The organism is Flavobacterium sp. CS20 (assembly GCF_018080005.1).
GTDB lineage: Bacteria > Bacteroidota > Bacteroidia > Flavobacteriales > Flavobacteriaceae > Psychroflexus.
Genome location: NZ_CP073015.1, coordinates 2,849,223 through 2,867,503 on the forward strand (window position 1 = coordinate 2,849,223; position 18,281 = coordinate 2,867,503).

Below are 18,281 nucleotides of genomic sequence, written 5' to 3' on the forward strand. Positions count from 1 at the left end.
ATTTATCTTCCTGACCTTAAATGTTAAAATCTGAATAATTTGGTGTTTTAAAAAAAATACTATAAATTTGATTTAAAATATCTGTAACTAATCAGTGTCAAAAATAAGACTATAAATTTTGGATAATACAAACTGAGCATATATTTTCTTTGTGCTTATTTCAATTTTTTAAAAAAAATTTCAAATAAGCCACTCATTAGAGCTTGATTTTAAAAATCAGACCTTTATCAACATTTTTAACTTTTTGGATTGATAACTAATTGGTTAATAATTTGTTTGTTACAAACATACCACCCTACATTTGTAAGAAAAAAAGTTGGAAAAGGATAAGCTTATAGAATCACTCTTGCAGAAGGTAGAAGAACTTTCTAAAAAGCTAATTGCTTTAGAATTAGAAAATAGTCAACTTAAAGCACGACTTACCAAATATGAAACTCCAAAAAACAGTAATAATAGCTCCATACCACCCTCAAAGGATGAAAATAGACCAAAGAGGAAAAGCCTAAGAATAAAGACAGGGCGTAAGCCGGTGGGCAAACAGAAGAAAAGGCAATACTTTGAAGATGGTTGAGATACCTGATGTTACAGAAGAACACATACCAGATTATTGTAACTGTTGTGGAAACGACCTTTCATCACTTCCACATCAATATGCAGGAAGTCGACAGGTATTTGACATCCCTGAAATAAAAATAAAAGTCACAGAACACAAGGTTTATAAAAAAGTTTGTCCTTGCGGTTGTGAAACAAAAAGCGACTATCCATCACAAGCAAATGCACCCGTAAGCTATGGGAATAATATTGAAAGTTTAATAGGATATTTTCATACCAGACAATACTTGCCTTTTAAGAGAATGCAAGAAATGTTCAATACGGTTTTTAATATTCCTATAAGTGAAGGAGGAATACACTATTTATTAAACAAACTTGTCACTAAAGCTGAACCTGCATATAATCTGATAAAACAAGAAATAGCAAACTCAAAATCACCTATCGGTAGCGATGAAACAGAGTAAAAGTATCAGGAGACAAAAACTGGGCGTGGACATGGCAAAATGAAAAAGCAACCTTTATTACCATAACTGATAATAGAGGACAAAAAAGTATAGAACAAACCTTTGAAAATGGTTTTGAAAATGCTGTGTTAGTGCACGATTGTTGGAAGAGTCATTTCAATACCAACGCTCAATCACACCAAATTTGCATGGCACATTTACTTCGGGATTTAAACTATCTAACTGAAAAGCATGATCATAAATGGAGTAGAGCTTGCAAAAACTTATTTTTAAAAGCCATCAACTTTAAGAAAAATATAAAAGATATAGCCTTTAACAAGGATTGTCCAATAAAGAAAAGTATAGAAAAAAGAATGGATATCATCTTAAATCATGATCCGCCAAAAGAACATAAAGAATTAATAACTTTTAAAAAAAGACTTATAAAATACAGGAACTATATCTTTACATTCCTCTATCATCTGGATGTACCTCCAGATAACAACGCCTCTGAAAGAGCAATAAGAAATATAAAAGTAAAACAGAAAATCTCTGGACAATTTAGATCAGAACAGGGCTGTGATAACTTTGCCATACTTAGATCTGTAACAGATTCTTGTTTAAAAAATCAGCAATCAGTTTTATCTACACTAAATATTATTGCTAATTTGCGGACTGATTAGTTACAAATATCTTAAATGTTAACAAATAATACTCGACACTCGACACTCGACACTCGACACTCGACACTCGACACTCGACTACGAGGTTAACATTATATTTCTCTAAACCTTTTGAATTTACATAGCTTAAAATCTAAGAACTCCAATGATTTTAAAAATTAAGTTTAACTAAAATATTTTAACTATGTATAATTTACTAAAATTTCCACTACTATTTTTTATATTAAGTCTTTTTCTTGTTGGCTGTACATCAGAAGAGGTTAGTCAAGACTTAAACGAAATAACAAATGAAGAAACAAGTTTTGCTAAGCGTGTTGATTTCCCTGATTTAAACACTTATCTAAGCAATAAGTATCCAAACGGCTATACTTTTGGTTATGAAAGAACATTTACAGAAGATGATGATACGTTTGTTGTCAAAGAAGTGTTTGCCAATGGAGCCACAGAAGTGACTGGCTTTGTGAATCTAACAAATGATGATTTCACACAGTATTTAGAATTGCAAAGAGCACGTGATATGATTTGGATAGATGATTTTGTAGATGGCGAGTTATATGAATTTGATGCCAGCGACCCAGATAGCCAAGAATTTTTTGTTCAAGGGTTTTTAGAGAATTCGGCACAACAAACATCAACAGCTAATCGTTTTTGGGGTTGGCAGTGTGGGGAAGAGTACGCAATACCCGAAGATTCATCAAACAAAATAAGAAATTGTTGCTATTACGTTATCTGGTCTAAATTGTCAAAAACATGTAAACCATTTTCAAGTAATAATTTACCAGGTAGTAACCCAAGATTACCTCAGGTTAGTTCAAGTTTATAAATTTTAATCAAAAGGGGATTATTAATTTAATCCCCTTAAACGATCCTTTTATGAAATATATTATTTTACTTTTTTTTATTTCAAATTTTACTTTTTGTCAGACTTTAAAGGTTTATGATAAAAATACTAAAATTAGTGTTCCCTATGCTATTGTATTTCTTGATACAATTGGATATTATACAGATGAGAACGGGGTCTTGAATATTAACGGAAATAATTTTGATAGTATAAGTGTCAAACATTTGAATTACAAAATATTAAAATTGGATTCAAAAAAAGATTTTGACACAATATACCTTAAGCCTAAAGTGAATGTTTTAAATGAAATTCTATTAGTTGATTTTAAAAATAAAAAAGAAAAAAAACTTAAATCACCATCTAATTATTTTAGTTCTTTGATGAGAAATAATAATGAAGTGATAACTTGCCTTTGCCCAAAGAAACAAAAAACTATAGGAAGTATTTTAACTGGATTTAAGTTTGAATTGAGTAAAAATAAGCATTTAAACAACAGAAAAGCACTAACAACTGAAAGCGTTAGTTTTCGTTTAAACTTCTATGAAAACAAAAATTTTATACCTGCAAAGTACTTATATTCAAAGATTTATTCTGATATGTCTATTGTTGAACTTATCGAAGATAAATATAGTATGTACCTTAATTTTAAGGATAAACCATTAGAAATAAAAGAAAATGGATTTTGTTTTGGCCTGGAACATTTAGAATTTAAAAATACTCCAAAAACTAAAACAGATTTCTTTATGAGTATAGAGAATAGCTATAATAAAAGCAAGTACTTTAAGGCTAAAACAGTTACTAATTACTCCCTTTCAGGTAAAAAGCTCTTAACAGCAAAAGAAATTGATTCTGAAGGATTCAAATTTCATAACCTAAAAGATGACCCAGTTTTAATCCCTGAAATGGTAATTTACAAGTAATAAGATATGAACAATTATTTCATTTCAATTTTCAAACTAAGTTCAAAATTATCTTTTGTGTGTTTTCTCTTTGTAACCACATCCTGTGGTTTAACGATGAAAACAATCTCAGGTTTACCTAATCCAAAAGTTCTTACTGAAAAACAAATAATTGATGTAATTAATGGTTTGCCAAAAGATAATAATGTTTATGATGCTATGTATAAACAAGCCATTGATTCATCCAAAATCATGAATTTGTTTTTTAAAGGTATGGAAACCAAAGCTTATATATATAATAGTAGAGGAGAACTTTTATGTAAAAGACAAAAAGCATTTTGTGATTCTGCAGAATTAGAATCTATTGAGCAAAGTAGTATTGAAAAGGAATATAAAATTTGTATTAATAACTCAGAAAATGAAAATTTAAATAAAATCATTGAGGATATAGAATTTTTTCAAGGTAATTATAAAAACACAAATAGTTACACAGTCTTGTACTATTGGAATTTTGCCTCTGATAAAAAGCTTTATAAAGAATATTGGCAAGCTTTCAAATCTTCTTTTAGTAATGAAAAGAATGTTGAATTCATAAGAATAAACACTGATTTATCAGAAAACTGGAATCTTCAACCTGGTAAAAAACTCAAATTAAAATTAAAAAATAAAGGAGATGGTGTTTATAAGATTTTAGTTGGTCAAATGCCATGGGATAAAAAAATACAAATCAAATAGTCAATTGATTTATAAAGACTTCAACCTCTGATCTATCGGAAAATCATCAACAGATTTGATGCTTATAGATTTATAATCAGCGTGATAAGGATTGATAAGATAATTAAAATCTCCATAAACCACAGCACTTGGCACTTTTAATACTAAGCTTTGATTTTGCATAATAAAATCATCACCAATTTTTTGGCTACTCATATGATGCGGTAAAGCATTCCATAATTTTGGTAAGTCTTTGGTAGCGAGAGTTTCTACACTTATGTTTTGTGGAATTTTGATACACATCATTTTGAAATCGCTTGGGAGTTGGTGTAAAGGCAAATGCACCAAAACTTCCGCCATAGCCAAGGCTCTACTTTGTGAAGTGTAAATCATTTCAACGCCTTTGCTGTTCCATCGATTGCCAGATAAAGCTACACCATTACCGCTTAAAGATTTAGAATATTTTAACCGTGTTAACCTGAAAACCTCCACTATGCAAAAATGCCTTGGTCTATTCTGTTGAGCTCATCCATAACAAGTGCTTTGCCGTATGAATCTTTAAGCAACTCTGCTGGTGTGAGGTTATTAAAAACCAAAGATGGTGTATTGAGCCAATCGTAAAACTGTGTATTATTGTCAAAAACTTGCTTTCCAAAAGCCGTAACTTCTGCAATTTCAAGGATTTTTTCAGAATGTATGGGTTTGAAATGAAAATCTTTAGTTTTCTTGTAGCGTTGTAAACTTTTGGTAGAAATATTGAGATATTCGTACCATTCATCTTCAGAAAAAGGTGAAAACAACATTACTGTTTTAAAAAGTTGATACGATAACCCCTTTCTGATGGACTTTATCACTAAAATTTTGTCATTGATAAAGTCAGAAAATGAAAAATTTTTGATGTCATGAAAAGGTCTGATATCTTTGGTAATGTATGCTGAAACGGCTTCATTAACAACTTGTAGCTCGGTATGGGTGCTATATTTTTTCATCTCTCGTTTATTTACAAATATATACAAATGTCTTCAAAATTAAGACAATAGTCTAAACTTTAACATTTTTCTTTAGACTTTTTGACTTGTATTTTTTCGTTTTCAATTTTAGAAACTAATTCGAGCTGTTGATTTTTAAGGGCTTTTGAGATGTTTTCGAGTTTGATATTTTCTGATTTTGGTCGATAATTTTTATAATCTACAAACCTGACGCTATCAATATATCTTTCGTTATAGGCTTCTCTAAATCGAATGCCACCACCGTTGACCATAAAGCTATATGCCAAATAATCGAGTTTGTAGTCATCTTTTCCAAACCAGTATAAATACTTATCCTGAAAATCTGAGCCACCACCAACTTGATCAAAATTTACGGCTATTTTGTGATATATTTTATTTTTTATGGTATCTAAACCCAGATAAGTTTTGTTAACTGCTTTATCATTTAATCGAAATGGCAACTGCACAAAGTAATGCACAGAATTTATTGATTCGGCATATTTTTGTGCAGTAGTATCAGCAATTTGCACTAAAGAATCATTGATATAGCGCTTAAAACTTTTATCAGGTTCATAGTAATCCTTAATCAAGGAGTCAGCACTACGAAAAATTCTTGAATATATATAATGATTGCAATGACCTTGGCTGGTGTATTTTTTGTTTCTAAATGTAAAGCTTACAGTTGAGTGTTTAAAAGCATCTGTACCAGAAACTTCAATAGCTTTATCTACAATACTTTGAGCACTTTGACGAGTATCATTATTAGATTTGCAACTAATCATTATGACTAATAGTGATATAATATAAATATTAGGTTTCATATCGTAGAGAATTATATTTACAATATTACACATTATTATTTATCAGCACACACTCGTTTTATTATCTTTGCAAATTCAAATTAATATAAGCTTTAGAGCTTAGAATACTGATTGCATGAAGATATCTTATAATTGGTTAAAAGATTTTATTGACATAAAGTGGTCAGCTGAAAAAATTGAAACCATTCTTACAGATTTAGGTTTAGAAGTTGAAGGCATAGAAAATTTTGAATCCATAAAAGGACAATTAGAAGGTCTTGTAGTTGGGAAAGTTTTAGAATGCAAAAAACACCCAAACGCCGACCGATTAAAATTAACTCAAGTTGATATTGGCGAAAAAGACCCAGTTCAAATTGTATGTGGTGCACCAAATGTAAATAAAAATCAGTGGGTTCCTGTCGCAACTGTTGGCACAACCATTTACAATCAAAAAGGAGAATCTCTTAAAATCAAAAAAGGCAAGATAAGAGGCGAAGTTAGTATGGGTATGATTTGTGCCGAAGATGAAATTGGTTTGGGCAAATCACACGACGGTATTATGGTTTTAGAAGGTGACTTTCAACCTGGTCAAGCTTTAAATACGGTCTTTCCTGTTGAAACAGACAAAGTGTTTGAAATCGGATTGACCCCAAACCGTGCTGATGCTATGAGCCATTGGGGCGTAGCTCGCGATTTGAGAGCTGGTATTATGCATCAAGGTAAAAGCCTACCAATCAATACACCTTCAATAAGTAATTTTCACGTTGAAGATCGTTCAAGACGAACTAAAATAGAAGTTAAAAACTCTGAATTAGCACCAAGATATTGTGGCATAACAATAACAGATATAAATATTGACGTTTCCCCACTATGGCTTCAAAATAGATTGAAAGCCATTGGCATCAATCCTAAAAACAATATCGTTGACATCACTAATTATGTGATGCACGAAATTGGTCAACCCTTGCACGCTTTTGATGCTGACAAAATTAAAGATTCCCAAATTATGGTCAAAACCTTAGATGAAGGCAGTTTATTTACCACCTTAGATGGTGTTGAGCGAAAACTTTCTTCAGAAGATCTAATGATTTGTGATACAGAAAAACCGCTCTGCATTGCTGGTGTTTTGGGTGGTGAAAATTCAGGCGTTTCTGAAACAACAAAAAGCATTTTTTTAGAAAGTGCTTATTTCAATTCTGTAAGTGTGCGTAAAACAGCTAAAAGACACGGAATCAATACCGATGCTTCGTTTAGATTTGAACGTGGCATTGACCCACACATTACAGAAGATGCTTTAAAACGAGCAACTATTTTAATCAGTGAAATTGCAGGTGGTAAAATCAGTAGTGAAATTGATGATTTTTACCCTAAAAAAATTGAAGACCACCAGGTTTTTCTCACCTTTGATAAAATCAATTCGCTTGTTGGTGAAGAGTTGGATTCTGGAGTTATAAAATCAATTTTGACATCTTTAGACATCAAAGTCAATAATGTTTCTGAAAGTGGAATGGGTCTAACCATACCAGCTTATCGCGTAGATGTAACACGCGAAGTAGATGTGATTGAAGAAATTCTAAGAGTTTATGGCTACAATAAAATAAAGTTAGATAACAAATTTAATGTTTCTGTAGCCAATTCTTCAAAATTTGAAGATTATAAAATTCAAAACATTATCGCTAATATGTTAGTGTCTAAAGGCTTTTACGAAACTATGGCAAATTCCTTGACAACTTCAGATTATACAGAATTTAGTAGCCAAATTTCAAAACGCAACAATGTTGAAATAATCAATCCATTGAGTCAAGATTTAGCTGTGATGAGACAGAGTTTATTGTTTTCTGGTTTAGAAAATATCAGTTATAATTTAAATCGAAAAAATGAAAATCTCAAGTTTTTTGAATTCGGCAAAAGTTATCATAAGTTTGATAAAAAAATAGCTGAACAAAAACACCTTTCTCTTTTTGTCGTTGGAAATAGAGTAGAAGAAAACTGGTTAAAATCTTCAAACCACATCGATTTCTTTTACCTAAAAGGTATTGTTGAAAGTGTTTTAGAAAAATTAGGTTTAAATTTTATATCTGCTCCAAATGAAGATGATACCATTGCAGAAGGCTTATCTTATAAAGTCAAGACAAAAACCCTTGTAAAATTTGGTCGGCTTAAAAAAGAAATTACAGAGGCTTTTGATGTTTCAAAAGAAGTTTTATACGCAGATTTTGATTGGGATACACTATTAAATCTAACAGCTAAGATTAAGTTTAAATCTCAAGATATTCCAAAATATCCAGAAGTAAGACGCGATTTTGCCTTGCTTATAGATGAAAATATTTCATTTGAGCAAATTGAGAATATTGCCAAAAAAACCGATAAAAAACTCCTGCAACAAGTCAACTTGTTTGATGTTTATCAAGGCGAAAATTTACCCGATGATAAAAAGAGTTATGCCGTCAGTTTTACCTTTAGAGACCAAAACAAAACACTAACAGATAAACAAGTAGATAAAATCATGGCTAAACTGCAAAAACAATTTGAAACACAATTGCAAGCAGAGTTGAGGTGATTGTTGAATAAATTTCATTTAAAATAAACTTTATCGCGTTTGTTTACATGCTTAAAGTATAATTTATAAGGTTTTTGTAAATTTGGTAAAATCTGAAAATATGGATATTCAAGCAACAAAGCTTCAACTGGTTAAGACTATTTTAGAGAATGAAAATTCAGAATTTATCCTGAAAATTGCTGATTTTGTAAGTAAAGAAAAAGCTGATTTTTGGAATAAATTAAATACTTCTGAGCAACAAGAAATAAAACAAGGTATTCAAGAATTGAATGACGGAGAAAGGGTTTCATATCAATCTTTTTTAAAGAAAATATCCTAATGAATGAATGTTTTTTTGTCCAAGCTTGCTGAAAAAAAAACTTCTTAAGTTTTATCTCAATATCTTTTAGAAGAATGGAATTTGAACACTCGAGATAAGTTCATATCTAAATTAACCGATAAAATCAATCAAATATCAGCATAACCGGAGAGTTGTCCACAATCAACAGAATTTAAAGGTCTTTATAGATGCGTAGTAACAAAACAAACTACCTTTTATTATAGAATATCAAAAAAATCGAATGAAATCGAGATAATCACTATTTTTGATACACGACAAGACCCAAACAAACTTGAAAAAGATATAAATTAAAACCTTGGTTATTAGGCTATTTATGGTCTAAATTCAACCTGTCTTTTTTAGCAAGTTTACTCACCACAAGCTCATAACTGTGATTAATCAAATGTTTGATAAATTTTTCAGTCAAATCTGAGTTTTCTATAACTACAGTATTCCAATGTTTTTTATGCATATGATAGCCTGGAAAAATGGAGTCTGGATATTTTTCTCGTAGCTCAATAGCCTTTTTGGGGTCGCATTTTAGATTAATACTGCACTCACCTGCTTCCCACTTTTTTAGAGAGGTTAAAGCAAACATTTTATTTATCACTTTAAAAACTAAAGTATCATCATCAAAGGGAAAGGACTCTGAACAGCCAGGTTTTGATAGACAATAATTTCTATACTCTTCAATAGTCATGACTAAAAATAATATACAGTGCAATACCTACAAAAACAGTAATTTGTAAGTATTTAAATATAAAAGCAGATTTTGAATAGTTCTGGATAAAATTATAAAATTTATGAGCAAATATGGCAATAACCCCAAAAATAATAAAAGCTTGAAGCATAAAAATAAAACCTAAAAAATAAAACTGAAAGATTGTGTTTTCGGTTTTGTTCCATAAAAATTGAGGAAAAAAAGCCATAAAAAACAAAGTAACTTTAGGATTAAGCACATTCATCAAAAAGCCTTGCTTTAAATAATTTTGAGATGTTTTTGTAATGGGCTTAGATTTTAACTCAATCGAAGCAGGTTCTTGATATATTTTGAATGCGAGATAAAGTAAATAAAAAGCCCCAGCTAATTTTATAATCAGAAATAAAATATCAGAAGCCGTAATCAAAGCCGAAACACCAAAAGCAACTAACGAGGTATGAACTAAAATTCCTAAAACCAAACCCAAACTCAACAATAAGCCTTGTTTTTTGCCACGACTTAAACCAGTGACCAACACATAAATAATATCTGGACCTGGCGATAACGTCAATAAAACTGAAGCTACCAAAAATTGCAGGATAATCTCAAACATAGCGATTGACATAAGCTTTTTTGATATCTTTCACCAACTTTGACTCTTCATAAACAAACCCTGTATAAAGCTGAACTAAAGACGCACCAGCATTAAATTTTTCGAGGGCATCATTGGCAGAATGGATGCCACCAACCCCAATTATTGGAATATCGTTTTTTGTATTTGTTTTTAGAAACTCAATAACTTCGGTTGACCTTTGCTTTAAAGGTTGACCACTCAAGCCACCAGTTTCATTTTGATGTTTAGATTTTAAATTATCTCTTGAGATGGTCGTGTTTGTTGCGATGATTCCAGCAATTTGACTTTCTTCTACAATGTTGAGAATATCAAAAAGTTGACTCTCATTTAAATCTGGTGCAATTTTAAGTAAAATGGGTTTGGGTTTTGGTCGAGATAAGTTGAGGTCTTGTAAGCGGTTTAAAATTTTTAAAAGCGGTTTTTTTTCCTGTAAATCTCTTAAATCTGGTGTGTTTGGCGAACTCACATTTACCACAAAATAATCGACAACTTCAAACAAAGCTTTAAAGCAAATTTCATAATCATCTACAGCTTTATGGTTTGGTGTGGTTTTGTTTTTACCAATATTACCACCAATTATGATGTTACCTTTGTTTTTTAAAGCCTTCACCACAGCATCAACACCTTTATTATTAAACCCCATTCTATTGATCAGGGCTTTATCCTCTTTTAATCTAAACAACCGTTTTTTTAGATTACCAGGTTGTGGTTTTGGTGTTACCGTTCCTATTTCAATAAACCCAAACCCAAGAGCAGACATCTCTTTATAAAATTCTGCATTTTTATCAAAACCAGCAGCAAGTACCAACTGGATTTTTAAATATTAAATCAAAAACTTTTGTTTGAAGCTTTTCAGACTCATATTTATAATGATTTTTATAAAGTATAGAAAGAAGTGGGGTTTTAAAAATCAATTTTAATAGACTTGTAGTTAAATGATGAACGCGTTCAGGATCAAGACTAAAAAGGACAGGTCTAATAAGCTGTTTATACATAAAAAAACTTTTATCAAAAATAAGGTTTAATAAACAAACTGAACAAAAAACCCTAAATTTGAAATACTAAAACTATAATTGATTATGATAAATAAAGAAGCTCTCCTAAATCGTTTCATTAAATACGTCAAAATAGACTCTCAAAGTAATCCCAACAACAAATCCACGCCAAGCACCAAAAAGCAGTGGGAAATAGCAAATCTTCTTAAAGATGAACTCGTGCAAATTGGTTTAGAAGAAGTTAGTATAGACGAGAACGCCTATGTTATGGCAACTTTGCCTTCAAATATCAAAAATGATGTTCCTTGTATAGGTTTTGTATCTCACTTTGACACTTCACCAGACTTTTTAGGAAAAAATGTCAATCCACAAATCCATAAAAATTATGATGGCGAGGCTATAAAACTTAATGAAGAAAAAGTCTTGTCGCCAGATTATTTTGAAGATCTTAAACTTTATAAAGGTCAAACACTAATCACTACAGACGGAACAACACTTCTGGGTGCTGACGATAAAGCTGGTATTGCAGAAATTGTTTCTGCAATGGAATATCTCGTTAAACATCCTGAAATTAAGCATGGTAGTATAAGAGTATGTTTTACACCAGATGAAGAAATTGGTCGTGGTGCACACAAGTTTGATGTTAAAAAGTTTGGGGCAAAATGGGCTTATACCATGGACGGCAGTCAAGTTGGTGAATTAGAATACGAAAATTTTAACGCAGAGAAGCTAAAATCAGAATAAATGGCAAAAGTGTTCATCCAGGCTATGCTAAAGACAAAATGATTAACAGCAGTTTAATAGCGACAAAACTTATTAGTGTTTTGCCAGAATCAGAAATTCCAGCAAAAACTGAAGGTCGTGAAGGTTTTTTTCATCTGACAAAAATTAATGGAGATGTAAGCTCAACAGAACTTCATTTTATCATTAGAGACCACGATAAGAATTTATTTGAAAACCGCAAGCATCTTTTAAGAGATATCGTTTCAGAAATTAATAAACAATATGGTATTAACACAGTTCAAATAGAAATTAAGGATCAATATTTTAATATGAAAGAAAAAATTGTTCCCGTGATGCATAGTATTGATATTGCTAAAAAAGCTATGGAACAATGTGGGGTTAAGCCATTAATTAAACCAATTAGAGGCGGAACTGATGGTGCTCAATTAAGCTATATGGGCTTACCTTGTCCTAATATTTTTGCTGGTGGGCATAATTTTCACGGTCCTTATGAATATGTTCCATTAGAAAGTATGCAAAAAGCCACAGAAGTCATTATCAAAATTGCAGAAATAACTTCAGAGACTTATGCACAGAATAATTAAATATTCGAGGCATTTTAATAAAAATTGATTTTAGATTATTTTTTAACCTATATCAAATCTTCAAAATAAGAAACAGAAAAATTTATTTGTTTTTAAAAACAGGTAAAAGTTGAGTACTGACCTCACCAAAACCAATTCTAACCTCGTGGTTTTGACAATAACCTCTCATCGTTACAGTATCAAAATCTTCAATAAATTTTCGTTCCTTACCATCATTTAACCTTAAAGGTTTTTCTCCACGCCAAGTTAATTCTAACATTGACCCATAAGAACCTGGCGTTGGTCCAGAAATGGTTCCACTAGCCATCATATCACCGCTGTTAACTGGGCAACCATTGATGGTATGATGTGCCAATTGTTGACTCATATTCCAATACATATATTTAAAATTGGTATGTGATACGACGGTTTCAGTAGCGTTTTTAGGTGTTATTCCAACTTCTAAATTGATATCAAAACTCTTTTTGTTGTCTTTTGATTTTAAATAAGGTAAAAGTGGTTTAATAGGTTTTGGACTCTCAGTTCTAAAAGGCTCTAAAGCATCAAGAGTTACAATCCACGGTGATATTGAAGAGGCAAAACTTTTGGTCAAAAACGGACCAAGTGGCACATATTCCCATTTTTGAATATCACGTGCACTCCAATCATTAAAAATGACCATACCAAAAATATTGTTTTCGGCATCATCAATAGGAATAGGCTGTCCCAAGTGATTAGTCGCGGTGGTTACAAAAGCCATTTCCAATTCAAAATCGACCAATCGTGAAGGACCAAAAATAGGTTCGTTAGCTCCCTTTGGTAATTTTTGACCTTGAGGACGATGCACATGAATACCGCTAGGAATAATCGATGAACTTCTACCATGATAACCTACAGGTAAGTGAAGCCAATTGGGTAACAAAGCATTTTCTGGATCTCTAAATATTTTACCCACATTTGTTGCATGCTCTTTACTAGAATAAAAATCAGTGTAATCACCAACTTGAACAGGCATCTGCATTTCGATTTCATCAAGCTTAAACAAAACCGTTTGGCGATGATCTTTATTATTTTTTAATTTAGGATTATTGGCATCAAATATTTCAGCTATTCTATTTCTGACACTTCGCCAAGTTTTTCTACCATCGGCAATAAAATCATTTAAAGTATCTTGAAGAAAAATATCATCAGTTAAAGGAATGCCTTCAAAATACCCTAATTGATGTAAAGCACCAAGGTCAATAGCGTAATCGCCAATTCGTGTACCAATAGTGATAATATCATCTCGAGTTAGAAACACACCAAAAGGAATATTTTGTATTGGAAAATCAGTGTTATCAGGAATCTCTAACCAGGTTTTTCGTTTGGGATCGTTGGCCAATAAGCTCATATTAAAGTTTTATAGTGTAAATAAAAAGATTAAACATTATTCAAATATATTATTTTATGTTAATTAACCGAATGCTTTTATTATTTTTGAATCAGTTTTAACGATAAATTATTATGACAGAAGATAAAGAAATATTTAAGCTTATTTCAGCAGAAGAATCTCGACAAAAAAATGGATTAGAACTTATTGCCAGTGAAAATTTTGTTAGCCCAAACGTGCTAAAAGCGACGGGTTCTGTTTTGACCAATAAATACGCCGAAGGCTATCCAGGCAAACGCTATTATGGCGGATGCGAAATTGTTGACCAAGTCGAACAAATTGCGATAGATAGAGCCAAAACTTTGTTTGGAGCAAGTTTTGCTAATGTTCAGCCACACTCGGGTTCTCAAGCTAATACGGCTGTTTTTTCAATGTGCTTACAACCAGGTGATAAAATTTTAGGCTTTGATTTATCGCATGGCGGTCATTTAACGCATGGTTCACCTGTAAATTTTTCTGGAAAACTTTACAATCCTGTTTTTTATGGCGTTGATAAAGAAACGGGAATAATTGATTATAACCAAGTTGAAAGCGTTGCACTCAAAGAAAAACCTAAAATGATTATCGCTGGTGCTTCAGCCTATTCCAGAGAAATAGATTATAAAGCCTTTAGACAAATTGCAGATAAGGTTGGTGCAATTTTGTTAGCCGATATAGCACATCCTGCAGGATTAATTGCAAAAGGATTGCTTCAAGACCCTATTCCGCATTGTCACGTGGTAACTTCAACTACCCATAAAACACTTCGTGATTCACGTGGTGGAATTATTTTAATCGGCGAAGATATCGACAACCCATTTGGTGAAAAGTTTAAAAGTGGAAAGCTTAAAAAAATGTCATCTCTGATGAATTCTGGTGTTTTTCCTGGCAATCAAGGCGGTCCATTAGAACATATTATTGCTGCCAAAGCCGTAGCATTTGGTGAAGCATTGACTGACGAATTTTTACATTACACAATCCAAGTCAAGAAAAATTCGGAAGCCATGGCAAAAGCTTTTGTGGACAAAGACTACAATTTAATTTCTAATGGAACTGATAACCACATGATGTTAATCGATTTGCGAAATAAAAACATCACAGGTAAAGCGGCTGAAGAAGCTCTTGGCAAAGCTGGTATCACTGTCAACAAAAACATGGTGCCTTTTGATGACCAATCGCCGTTTGTTACTTCTGGTATTCGTGTTGGCACGCCCGCCATTACTACAAGAGGATTTGTTGAATCTGATATGAAATGGGTGGTTGACTTGATAGATGAAGTCATCACAAATCACGACGATAATAAAGCTTTAGAAATTTTAAAACAAACTCTCGAAACAAAGGTTAAAAACAAACCTTTGTTTGTAGAAACCCAAATTGCGTAACCTAATTAATTATTAATCCTTAAATATTTTTATGATGAAAAAAACCATTTTATTAACCTTAACCTTGTTCTTAGGAACATTTATTTATGCACAAGCTCAAGACGAAGCTTTTGTTCAAGATGCTTACAAACTCACTAAACTATCTTCTGGTGCTGTAGAAGCCAATATGAGTCAAATTTACACAATGATTCCTGAAGATAATGTAGAGGCTTTCAAAAAAGAACTCCAACCTATTATGGATGATTTTTATATGAAATTGGCCTAAAAGAGTACTGAATATTACACTCACGATGAAGTCAAAGAGCTATTAAACTTTTATAATAGTGAACTCGGTCAAAAAACACTTGAAGTTCAAGAAAAAATGACTAAAGAATCTATGGGAATGGCACAAGAACTCAATATGAAATTGATGCCATTGATTCAAAAATATACGAAGTAAGTTTAGAATTAAGAAAAGTTTATTTTTCAAAACCGTCTCAAAAAGAGGCGGTTTTTTTATATTTGAACCAACCCAAAATCTTTCCTAATCCAGCAACTTCTGATGTCAATATTAGCTCAATTAACCCAATTAAAAAACTCAGTGTTTACTCTTTACAAGGTGAATTATTATTTCAAAAAAAATATAATCAAACGGATATCAATTTAGATATTCAAAACTTCGCCGACGGAATTTATATTTTAGAATTACAAGATAAAACTCGTTCATTTAAGCAGAAATTGATTGTTAGGAATTGATATGTCACTCCTCATCAAACACAACACTTTCATAAGCTCCAGCGTCAGGGTTTTGAGAACGGTTTACGCCCAATATGTCAAATGGCACTTCCGCAGAGGTTTGCGTATTACCAATGCCATTAGCAAGAGATTCTTCGCTGATATTCAATTGATTAAGTTGTGTGTCTAAAAACCCAGGAGATTGATTTAAAACAATATTTTCATACAAATTTGTATTGTTAAAATCAAATTCTGGTTCTTCTAAGGGCTGAGAATTAAACGGGTCAATATGCAACAAACTGTTTTCAAATTTAAAATTAAATGCAAGATCTTCTGAACGATTAAACAGGATCTCGACGCGTTCATTGCCATAAATGATACAATTTGAAAACGTCGCTTCAACCAAATCTGCTACAAACAAATTTTCTTGAGTTTCCAATTGGTTTTCTATCAATAAAGCTGGAAATTGTCTAAAAGAATTTTGCCAGTAATTAGCAATGGTAGAGTGTTTAAAACTGTATCGACCACCAAGCGACAGGTTAACAGAAGCTTGACCAGAATTGTTAACCACAAAATTTTCAGCCTCTATAAAACCTGTTCTAGCTAATAAACCCACATTAGATGAGTTGTAAATCTGTGTATTTTTCAGGGTTAAAGTCGGGTTTTCTGTACCGTCATTTGAGTCCATTAAAATTCCAACTGTGGCATTTTTTATGGTGGCATAATCAAATTGATGATCGGTGCTTCCTGCGGTTAGCCAAATCGTTCCCCATTGACCTGGCACTTCAGAAAATTCGGGTTCGAGTCTATCGCCTTCAAAAATGACTTCGTTTTCTAAAATTTCAGGATCGGAGCTCAACTGCCCATTAACGTGTAAAGACGCATTTTCGGCAACTATAATGCCACTGTTTTCGTGAAAATGAATTCTTGCACCAGCCTGTATTTCTAAGGTTTGTCCACTTGGCACACCTGCATAACCAAAAATGACATAAGGTTTTTCGTTTGTGAAAGTAAGCTCAGAGTCGTCTAAAATAAAGCCATCAATCAGCACTTCGTCGCCTTCTTCATTCATACCCAAAGAAATGGTTTCGTTGCTACCATCTTCAAAACGTTCAGGAAAAAGAAACACCGCATCTTGAATTAACGTGACTAAATCGACTTTTTGAAGTCGGTCGCCACTATCAAATTGAATTTCATCAGTCAACAAAAACTGGTTGTTTTGAGCAGCGAGTTCTTCAATACTTGCGGTCACTTCTACAAAGACAAAAATACTATCATTTGCCTGTATTTCAATGTTTTCAAATGTTTTGCCTGGCAAACCATCAATGTTTAATCTGTATTTTGAATTTTCGCCTTCTGCTAAACTTACGCTTGGTATAGAGATGTCGTTGTCACTTCGGTTATAGACTTTAAATTGAAACGTGCTGGATCCGATGTTAGTAAAAACAGTATCAAGGAATAAAGTATCAGTTGAAAATTCGAGATTTCCTGAACTCGGTTCAAAATCAAAATCTTCTCGGCAAGAAGACATTAACACAACAGCTAAAATTAAAAGCAACGGAAAGTAGGTTTTACAGAATTTTATCATAGTTTAAAAACGACAGAGTTTTAATATTATTTTGAAATGACTTTCACTTCAAATAATTTGTTCCAGTTTTTACCTGTAACATAGAATTTTTGAGTTTTAACTTTATAAGTAATACCATTTAACACGTCTAAATCTTAGATTTTGCCAAAAGACCCTCATTATTTATAGCCTCTTGTAGTGCGCAGTTTTTTATTCAGCTATTCTTTTCTTTAAGTCCATTCTTTCGTGCAATATTCTTGTTATTTCAACATAATTTTCATTTTTAGTCCTGTAAAATATTATATGCCGATTTGTTTTCATTCCGAAAAGTTGTTTTGATATTCCGCTGAAATTTTTCCCTAATCTAGGATTTTCAGCAATTTCTCCACATTTTGATATTAGTTCGTCGTAATATTTGTTCGCTTGTTGTTCAGACCAAACTTCAAGAGTGTAATTCCAAATTACTGATAAGTCCTCGACAGCTTTGTTCGTCAACTTATATTTAGCCATTCGAGTGCTTTTTCGCTTTTAGAGATTCAAGGTGTTTTTTGGGGTCGAAGTCGTGAGCTATGCCACTGTCAATTCCTTCTTGTATTGAGGCTTTCAAGGCAATTACCTTATTTTCTTCTTCCTCTAAAAGTCTCAATCCAGCACGAATTACTTCGCTAACATTTTTAAATCTTCCTTCACTTATACGGTTTTGAACGAATTGGTCAAAATAATTTCCGAGTGATATTGATGTGTTTTTGCTCATTTGACAACTATTTTTTCAAA

The 18,281-nt window shown here is 32.1% G+C and carries 19 protein-coding genes and 5 pseudogenes; 13 read left to right on the plus strand and 11 right to left on the minus strand.

What is annotated here, in order from left to right; translation table 11 throughout:
• Positions 1–316 precede the first annotated feature (316 nt).
• The 6 genes and pseudogenes from IGB25_RS13560 (at position 317) to IGB25_RS13585 (ending at position 4,153) form a co-directional block, all read left to right on the plus strand.
• Positions 317–571: a hypothetical protein gene (locus IGB25_RS13560; RefSeq protein ID WP_211064473.1), complete on the plus strand. Its 255-nt coding sequence runs from the start codon at positions 317–319 to the stop codon at positions 569–571.
• Positions 564–1,016 carry an IS66 family transposase zinc-finger binding domain-containing protein gene (locus tag IGB25_RS15245; protein WP_211064474.1) on the plus strand — a complete coding sequence of 151 codons (453 nt, stop codon included), beginning with the start codon at positions 564–566 and terminating at the stop codon, positions 1,014–1,016. The genes IGB25_RS13560 and IGB25_RS15245 overlap by 8 nt, the downstream gene beginning before the upstream one ends.
• A 14-nt stretch (positions 1,017–1,030) precedes the next feature.
• A pseudogene (locus tag IGB25_RS15250) lies at positions 1,031–1,678 on the plus strand (transposase); the annotation flags it as partial.
• Positions 1,679–1,862: 184 nt separating this feature from the next.
• Positions 1,863–2,501 (plus strand): hypothetical protein, encoded by a 639-nt coding sequence (locus IGB25_RS13575; RefSeq protein WP_211065458.1) that lies wholly within the window; start codon positions 1,863–1,865, stop codon positions 2,499–2,501.
• Between the two features lie 50 nt (positions 2,502–2,551).
• A complete protein-coding gene (locus IGB25_RS13580; protein WP_211065459.1) occupies positions 2,552–3,439 on the plus strand; it encodes a hypothetical protein in 888 nt (295 codons plus the stop codon).
• A gap of 96 nt (positions 3,440–3,535) precedes the next feature.
• On the plus strand, positions 3,536–4,153 hold the full coding sequence (locus tag IGB25_RS13585) for a hypothetical protein (protein WP_211065460.1): 618 nt from the start codon (positions 3,536–3,538) through the stop codon (positions 4,151–4,153).
• 9 nt (positions 4,154–4,162) lie between these two features.
• Here IGB25_RS13585 and IGB25_RS13590 read toward each other — a convergent pair whose 3' ends face one another.
• Genes IGB25_RS13590 through IGB25_RS13600 form a run of 3 tightly spaced genes read right to left on the minus strand, consistent with a single transcriptional unit; the run spans position 4,163 to position 5,942 of the window.
• Positions 4,163–4,624, minus strand: coding sequence for an RES family NAD+ phosphorylase (locus IGB25_RS13590; protein ID WP_211065461.1), 462 nt, complete (start codon positions 4,622–4,624; stop codon positions 4,163–4,165).
• Entirely contained in the window at positions 4,624–5,121 is a 498-nt protein-coding gene (locus IGB25_RS13595) for an antitoxin Xre/MbcA/ParS toxin-binding domain-containing protein (protein ID WP_211065462.1), read from the minus strand. Before IGB25_RS13595 ends, IGB25_RS13590 begins: the two co-directional genes overlap by 1 nt.
• A 59-nt stretch (positions 5,122–5,180) precedes the next feature.
• On the minus strand, positions 5,181–5,942 hold the full coding sequence (locus tag IGB25_RS13600) for a DUF6503 family protein (RefSeq protein ID WP_247653532.1): 762 nt from the start codon (positions 5,940–5,942) through the stop codon (positions 5,181–5,183).
• A gap of 115 nt (positions 5,943–6,057) precedes the next feature.
• Between IGB25_RS13600 and pheT the strand changes: the two genes are divergently transcribed.
• Positions 6,058–8,481: a phenylalanine--tRNA ligase subunit beta gene (pheT, locus tag IGB25_RS13605; protein WP_211065463.1), complete on the plus strand. Its 2,424-nt coding sequence runs from the start codon at positions 6,058–6,060 to the stop codon at positions 8,479–8,481.
• A 100-nt stretch (positions 8,482–8,581) separates the two neighbouring features.
• Entirely contained in the window at positions 8,582–8,800 is a 219-nt protein-coding gene (locus tag IGB25_RS13610) for a hypothetical protein (protein WP_211065464.1), read from the plus strand.
• A gap of 328 nt (positions 8,801–9,128) precedes the next feature.
• On the opposite strand, the gene IGB25_RS13615 is transcribed toward IGB25_RS13610, so the two are convergent.
• The 3 genes and pseudogenes from IGB25_RS13615 to IGB25_RS13625 all read right to left on the minus strand — a co-directional run bounded on the left by IGB25_RS13615 (position 9,129) and on the right by IGB25_RS13625 (position 11,129).
• Positions 9,129–9,500: an MmcQ/YjbR family DNA-binding protein gene (locus IGB25_RS13615; protein WP_211065465.1), complete on the minus strand. Its 372-nt coding sequence runs from the start codon at positions 9,498–9,500 to the stop codon at positions 9,129–9,131.
• Positions 9,490–10,113, minus strand: coding sequence for a LysE family translocator (locus IGB25_RS13620; RefSeq protein WP_211065466.1), 624 nt, complete (start codon positions 10,111–10,113; stop codon positions 9,490–9,492). The genes IGB25_RS13615 and IGB25_RS13620 overlap by 11 nt, the downstream gene beginning before the upstream one ends.
• A pseudogene (locus IGB25_RS13625) lies at positions 10,106–11,129 on the minus strand (quinone-dependent dihydroorotate dehydrogenase). Before IGB25_RS13625 ends, IGB25_RS13620 begins: the two are co-directional and overlap by 8 nt.
• Before the next feature lie 84 nt (positions 11,130–11,213).
• Between IGB25_RS13625 and pepT the strand changes: the two are divergent.
• Positions 11,214–12,457, plus strand: a pseudogene (gene pepT, locus IGB25_RS13630) (peptidase T).
• A gap of 82 nt (positions 12,458–12,539) precedes the next feature.
• Here pepT and fahA read toward each other — a convergent pair.
• Positions 12,540–13,826, minus strand: coding sequence for a fumarylacetoacetase (gene fahA, locus IGB25_RS13635; protein WP_211065467.1), 1,287 nt, complete (start codon positions 13,824–13,826; stop codon positions 12,540–12,542).
• A gap of 113 nt (positions 13,827–13,939) precedes the next feature.
• On the opposite strand from fahA, the gene glyA reads away from it, so the two are divergent.
• The 4 genes and pseudogenes from glyA (at position 13,940) to IGB25_RS13650 (ending at position 15,961) form a co-directional block, all read left to right on the plus strand.
• Entirely contained in the window at positions 13,940–15,226 is a 1,287-nt protein-coding gene (gene glyA, locus IGB25_RS13640; protein WP_211065468.1) for a serine hydroxymethyltransferase, read from the plus strand.
• Between the two features lie 34 nt (positions 15,227–15,260).
• Positions 15,261–15,491: a hypothetical protein gene (locus IGB25_RS15065; protein WP_247653533.1), complete on the plus strand. Its 231-nt coding sequence runs from the start codon at positions 15,261–15,263 to the stop codon at positions 15,489–15,491.
• A 21-nt stretch (positions 15,492–15,512) separates the two neighbouring features.
• Positions 15,513–15,665: pseudogene (locus IGB25_RS15070) on the plus strand (DUF2059 domain-containing protein); the annotation flags it as partial.
• 62 nt (positions 15,666–15,727) lie between these two features.
• The gene (locus tag IGB25_RS13650; RefSeq protein ID WP_211065469.1) at positions 15,728–15,961 is read left to right on the plus strand and encodes a T9SS type A sorting domain-containing protein; all 234 of its coding nucleotides are present in this window, start codon (positions 15,728–15,730) and stop codon (positions 15,959–15,961) included.
• A gap of 4 nt (positions 15,962–15,965) precedes the next feature.
• On the opposite strand, the gene IGB25_RS13655 is transcribed toward IGB25_RS13650, so the two are convergent.
• The 4 genes and pseudogenes from IGB25_RS13655 to IGB25_RS13670 all read right to left on the minus strand — a co-directional run bounded on the left by IGB25_RS13655 (position 15,966) and on the right by IGB25_RS13670 (position 18,261).
• Positions 15,966–17,528, minus strand: coding sequence for a hypothetical protein (locus tag IGB25_RS13655; protein WP_211065470.1), 1,563 nt, complete (start codon positions 17,526–17,528; stop codon positions 15,966–15,968).
• Positions 17,529–17,554: 26 nt separating this feature from the next.
• Positions 17,555–17,662, minus strand: a pseudogene (locus tag IGB25_RS13660) (glutaminyl-peptide cyclotransferase); the annotation flags it as partial.
• A 55-nt stretch (positions 17,663–17,717) separates the two neighbouring features.
• Positions 17,718–18,017, minus strand: coding sequence for a type II toxin-antitoxin system RelE/ParE family toxin (locus IGB25_RS13665; RefSeq protein WP_211065472.1), 300 nt, complete (start codon positions 18,015–18,017; stop codon positions 17,718–17,720).
• Complete coding sequence (locus tag IGB25_RS13670) at positions 18,010–18,261, minus strand: type II toxin-antitoxin system ParD family antitoxin (protein WP_211065473.1); 252 nt, start codon at positions 18,259–18,261, stop codon at positions 18,010–18,012. The genes IGB25_RS13665 and IGB25_RS13670 overlap by 8 nt, the downstream gene beginning before the upstream one ends.
• Positions 18,262–18,281 lie beyond the last annotated feature (20 nt).

Coding starts and splice junctions, on each gene's coding strand:
- IGB25_RS15245 (WP_211064474.1), top strand. CDS start 564: ATGGTTGAGATACCTGATGTTACAGAAGAACACATACCAGATTATTGT.
- IGB25_RS13575 (WP_211065458.1), top strand. CDS start 1,863: ATGTATAATTTACTAAAATTTCCACTACTATTTTTTATATTAAGTCTT.
- IGB25_RS13580 (WP_211065459.1), top strand. CDS start 2,552: ATGAAATATATTATTTTACTTTTTTTTATTTCAAATTTTACTTTTTGT.
- IGB25_RS13585 (WP_211065460.1), top strand. CDS start 3,536: ATGAAAACAATCTCAGGTTTACCTAATCCAAAAGTTCTTACTGAAAAA.
- IGB25_RS13595 (WP_211065462.1), bottom strand. CDS start 5,121: ATGAAAAAATATAGCACCCATACCGAGCTACAAGTTGTTAATGAAGCC.
- IGB25_RS13600 (WP_247653532.1), bottom strand. CDS start 5,942: ATGAAACCTAATATTTATATTATATCACTATTAGTCATAATGATTAGT.
- pheT (WP_211065463.1), top strand. CDS start 6,058: ATGAAGATATCTTATAATTGGTTAAAAGATTTTATTGACATAAAGTGG.
- IGB25_RS13610 (WP_211065464.1), top strand. CDS start 8,582: ATGGATATTCAAGCAACAAAGCTTCAACTGGTTAAGACTATTTTAGAG.
- IGB25_RS13615 (WP_211065465.1), bottom strand. CDS start 9,500: ATGACTATTGAAGAGTATAGAAATTATTGTCTATCAAAACCTGGCTGT.
- IGB25_RS13620 (WP_211065466.1), bottom strand. CDS start 10,113: ATGTTTGAGATTATCCTGCAATTTTTGGTAGCTTCAGTTTTATTGACG.
- fahA (WP_211065467.1), bottom strand. CDS start 13,826: ATGAGCTTATTGGCCAACGATCCCAAACGAAAAACCTGGTTAGAGATT.
- glyA (WP_211065468.1), top strand. CDS start 13,940: ATGACAGAAGATAAAGAAATATTTAAGCTTATTTCAGCAGAAGAATCT.
- IGB25_RS15065 (WP_247653533.1), top strand. CDS start 15,261: ATGAAAAAAACCATTTTATTAACCTTAACCTTGTTCTTAGGAACATTT.
- IGB25_RS13655 (WP_211065470.1), bottom strand. CDS start 17,528: ATGATAAAATTCTGTAAAACCTACTTTCCGTTGCTTTTAATTTTAGCT.
- IGB25_RS13665 (WP_211065472.1), bottom strand. CDS start 18,017: ATGGCTAAATATAAGTTGACGAACAAAGCTGTCGAGGACTTATCAGTA.
- IGB25_RS13670 (WP_211065473.1), bottom strand. CDS start 18,261: ATGAGCAAAAACACATCAATATCACTCGGAAATTATTTTGACCAATTC.